The organism is Mesorhizobium sp. M7A.F.Ca.US.005.03.2.1 (assembly GCF_003997795.1).
Lineage (GTDB): Bacteria > Pseudomonadota > Alphaproteobacteria > Rhizobiales > Rhizobiaceae > Mesorhizobium > Mesorhizobium ciceri.
Genome location: NZ_RZRP01000620.1, coordinates 1 through 3,826, shown reverse-complemented (window position 1 = coordinate 3,826; position 3,826 = coordinate 1). Strand labels below are relative to the sequence as shown.

Sequence of the window (3,826 nt, the reverse complement as noted above, 5' to 3'; positions counted from 1 at the left end):
GGCCTTGCGTGACGTCGACTGCGGTCTTGAACGAGGTCGTGATCGTCCAATAGATCGGGAACAGGCAGATGAACGCCCAGAAGGCCAGCGCGCCATAGATGAAGACGCGGCTGGCGAGGAAGCTCGCCGGCGAGCGGATCTCCGAGGCGACATATTCGGTGGTCTGAACGCTCATCGGGCTCAATTCACCCCCATCTTGCTTTAATTGACATTGCGGACAAAACGGTTGGCAAATTTCAACAACCACGTGACGAACACGACGATGATCACCAGATAGGCCATCGCCAGCATGGTTCCGTAGCCGACATTCGAGCGGTCGCGGTATTCGCGGTAGATGAAGCTCGACACGGAATCGGTGGCGCCGCCGGGGCCGCCGGACGTCACGGTGATGATGATGTCGGCAAGCTTCAGCTTGAAGATGATGCGCAGGACCACCGCCGTCACCGACACCGGCAGCATCAGCGGGAAGGTGACCTGCCAGAAGGTCTGCCACGCATTGGCGCCGTCGACGCGTGCGGCTTCGAGCACCTCGCGCGACATCGCCTGCAGCCCGGCCAGCAGCATGATCATCATGAACGGAATGAAGGTCCAGGCATCCAGTATCATGATCGATATGCGCGCGATGATCGGATCGGAGAAGAAGGCGGGATTTTCCCAACCGAGATGGCGCGCCAGCGTTGCGGCCGGTCCGAACCTGTATTCCATCAGCGATTTGCCGATCATCCACGACACCGCGACCGGCGACAGCATCAGCGGCATCAGGAAGACGACGCGGAAGAATTTTCGCGCCCGGATCTGGGCATTGAGGAGCAGCGCCAAGCCGAAGGCAATGACATATTCGACCGCCACCGCCAGCACGTAGAGCACCATGTTGAACAGCGCGTTGCGGTAGTAGGGATCGCCCAGCATCTGCCAGAAATTGTCGAGCCCGTTGAACCGGCGGCCGCTGAAGGAACTGAGGTTCCAGTCGGTGAGCGCGATGTAGAAACCGAACAGCGTCGGGAAGATCACCATGGCGATGGTGAACAGCAGCGCCGGCAGCAGGAACAGGGCACGCTGGCCGTCTTCGCCGCGCGTCAGCACCTGGCCGACACCGATCGCCACGCCCCACAGAACATAGGCATAGACGACGGGGCGCCAGGTCTCGAAGCCGATCGTATCGGGGCTACCCTTGTAGAGGATCTCCAGCACGATCGTCGCCAGCAGGCCAAGCGTCGCAGCGGCCATCAGCGCCCAGCCAAGGCGTTTACGGCCTGGAGAGATCAGATCGGAAGTGCCGGCATCTGCCGGCCACGGGTTCGCGGTCGATGTCTGGTCAGCCACAAATCTCGCCCGTTTGAAGGCTCTCGAGGAGCCGGAGCCTGTCTAAAGTGGTCCGGCGTTGCCGCCGGACCACGGTTCATAGGCCAGCCTACATGCCGAGCGAAGCTTTGTAGAGCTTGATCTGGTTGTCGCGGCCGATCTGGTCGGTCAGCTTCTCCCATGCCGCCGCGATGGCGTCGGCGCCTTCCTGCGCCTTCATCTTGCCCGCGAAAGTGTTGGCCAGGATGTCCTCGGCGGCGCTGTAGTACTGGAAGATGCCGGGGATGCGTGGCTCGATCGCCGCGTTCGGATGGTTGTAGCTGTCGGATTCCGATTTGAGGTAGGAGGTGATGAAGGCCTCGTCGTAGCCGGCCGCCACCCATTCGGGAATGTCGAAATGCGAGTTGCGGTAAGGCTGGAAGCCCGACGGATACATCGCCGTCCAGATCGACAGGTCCTTGCCGCCGAGATGGGCTGCAGCGGACCATGCCGCCTTCTTCTTCTTTTCGTCGGCATCGACGCGGGCCATGACATAGACGCCCCAACCGAGATAGGCGCAGTTGGGCGCATAGTTCGGGCCGCTGGCGAGCTTGTCCCAGGCGCCGGTCTTCGCATTGTAGACATCGTCCGAGCCCGGCAGGATCGAGAAGCCGGTGACGTCGCCGACGACGGAAGAGTCGTTGGTCTTGACGTTGGAGCCGACGTCGCCCCACCAGGTGACCATCGAGCCGGTGCCGGCCAGGAACTGCTGGAAGGCGGTCGTGTTCGGATCGGCGTTGATCTGGTCGGCGGGTTCGGAGGGCAGCGCGTCGATGACGTCCTGGATTGCGCGCACCCAGGCCGGATTGTTGACGCGCGGCTTCATCGTGTCGGCGTCGAACAGCCAGGCCTTGTCGTCGGGGTGCTTGGCATAGGCGGTGGCGCGGCTGCCAAGGAAATAGAAGCCGAAGCCGCCCCAGGGCTTCGGCGCGTCGAGATAGCCATAGACGTCCTGGTCCTTGAGCTTCTTGCCCTTCAGGAACTTGGTCACCGCCTGAACCTGCTGCCAGGTCTTCGGCACGCCCCATTCACCTTCGCCGCCGCCGTCCTTCCAGGCCTTGGCGAGGTCGGCATCGGCGAACACGTCGGTGCGGTAGTTGAAGTTGTGCGCGTCGCCGTCGACGGTCACGCGGTATTGCTTGCCGTCCCAGGTGCCGACCGGCGGCTTCAGATAGCTGACCAGATCGTCGAAATCGATCTGGGTCTTGACCCAGTCGGGCATTTCCGACGTCAGGCCCTTGCCGCAGACATCGCCTTCGAACGGCGCGCCCATTTCGATGATGTCGAAGTCGACGGTCCCGGTCGCGATCGACTGCTGCAGGCGGGCGTTGTAGTCGGCCTGCGCCAGGTCGATCCAGTTGATCTTGGCGCCGGTATAGGTCTCCCATGGCTTCAGGAAGCCGCGGAACAGCACATTGTGCAGGTTCTGGTTGTTGAGACCCATGAAGGTCAGCTCGACGCCGGCGAATTCGCCTTCCTTGACATTGGCCTTGGTGGCTTCGAGGCAGAGTTCACCGACCTTCTGGAAATCGGCGTCCGTCGGCTGGCCTTTGCCGACGCCGGGGATCTGCAGGATTTTTGTGCGCAATTCGCTTGCCGCGGAGGCCGGGCGCGTCAAGGCGCCAAGTCCGGCGCCGGATGCGGCTGCGATCGCGGCCATGCTTGCCGCACCCTTCAATATGTCGCGCCTTGTGGCGCCGGCTCGAACCAGTTTGTCGTAAAGACCCGTTCTCATCGCCTATTCCTCCCAGAACATCAGTGTGAATAAATCGGCCAACTGTCGGACGCCGGAGCGCCAACGATGCTCCCGTTTCGGAAACGAATTAGGCAGGACCCCACCCTGCGTCGATTGAGGTTCCGATTGCGGATCGGGCACCGACATTTTTGACCAGCGCCTGCCACTATTCTCACAACCCAACGCCGTGTCAACGAGAGCTGGTTTTTATCTATAAGGGACCGACTTGCCCTGGCAGGTCGCGTTGGTTAGCTTCTGCGCCTACGGCTAATGGAGCCGATGGGGGAGACATGGCGCAAGTCGCGATCAGCAAGGTGGCCAAGGCCTTTGGAACGGTCAAGGTTCTGCACGAAGTCAGCGTCGATATATCGGACGGACAGTTCGTGGTGCTGGTTGGCCCCTCGGGTTGCGGCAAGTCCACGCTGCTCAGGATGGTGGCCGGGCTGGAGACCGTCTCCGCCGGCACGATCGCCATCGGCGACCGCGTCGTCAATCATCTGCCGCCGGCCAAGCGCGACATCGCCATGGTGTTCCAGAACTATGCGCTCTATCCGCATAAGACGGTCGAGCAGAACATGGCCTTCGCGCTCAAGCTCAGGAAAACCGATCCGGCCGTGGTCGCCGAGCGGGTCAAGCGCGCCGCCGACATCCTCGACCTCAATCCCTATCTGAAGCGCTATCCCCGCCAGCTTTCCGGCGGCCAGCGCCAGCGCGTGGCCATGGGCCGCGCCATCGTGCGCAATCCGCAGG

3 protein-coding genes and 1 pseudogene are annotated in these 3,826 nt (G+C 62.2%); 1 reads left to right on the top strand and 3 read right to left on the bottom strand.

Annotation, left to right across the window (positions count from 1 at the left end; all coding sequences use genetic code 11):
* The 3 genes and pseudogenes from EN991_RS41125 to EN991_RS26910 form a co-directional block, all read right to left on the bottom strand.
* Window positions 1-175, bottom strand: a pseudogene (locus EN991_RS41125) (carbohydrate ABC transporter permease); the annotation flags it as partial.
* Between the two features lie 26 nt (window positions 176-201).
* On the bottom strand, window positions 202-1,323 hold the full coding sequence (locus EN991_RS26915) for a sugar ABC transporter permease (protein WP_127369901.1): 1,122 nt from the start codon (window positions 1,321-1,323) through the stop codon (window positions 202-204).
* An 88-nt stretch (window positions 1,324-1,411) separates the two neighbouring features.
* Complete coding sequence (locus EN991_RS26910) at window positions 1,412-3,076, bottom strand: sugar ABC transporter substrate-binding protein (protein WP_013532183.1); 1,665 nt, start codon at window positions 3,074-3,076, stop codon at window positions 1,412-1,414.
* A gap of 290 nt (window positions 3,077-3,366) precedes the next feature.
* Between EN991_RS26910 and EN991_RS26905 the strand changes: the two genes are divergently transcribed.
* Window positions 3,367-3,826, top strand: a 460-nt coding sequence (locus tag EN991_RS26905) for an ATP-binding cassette domain-containing protein (protein ID WP_127369900.1), incomplete at its 3' end; no start/stop codon positions are given.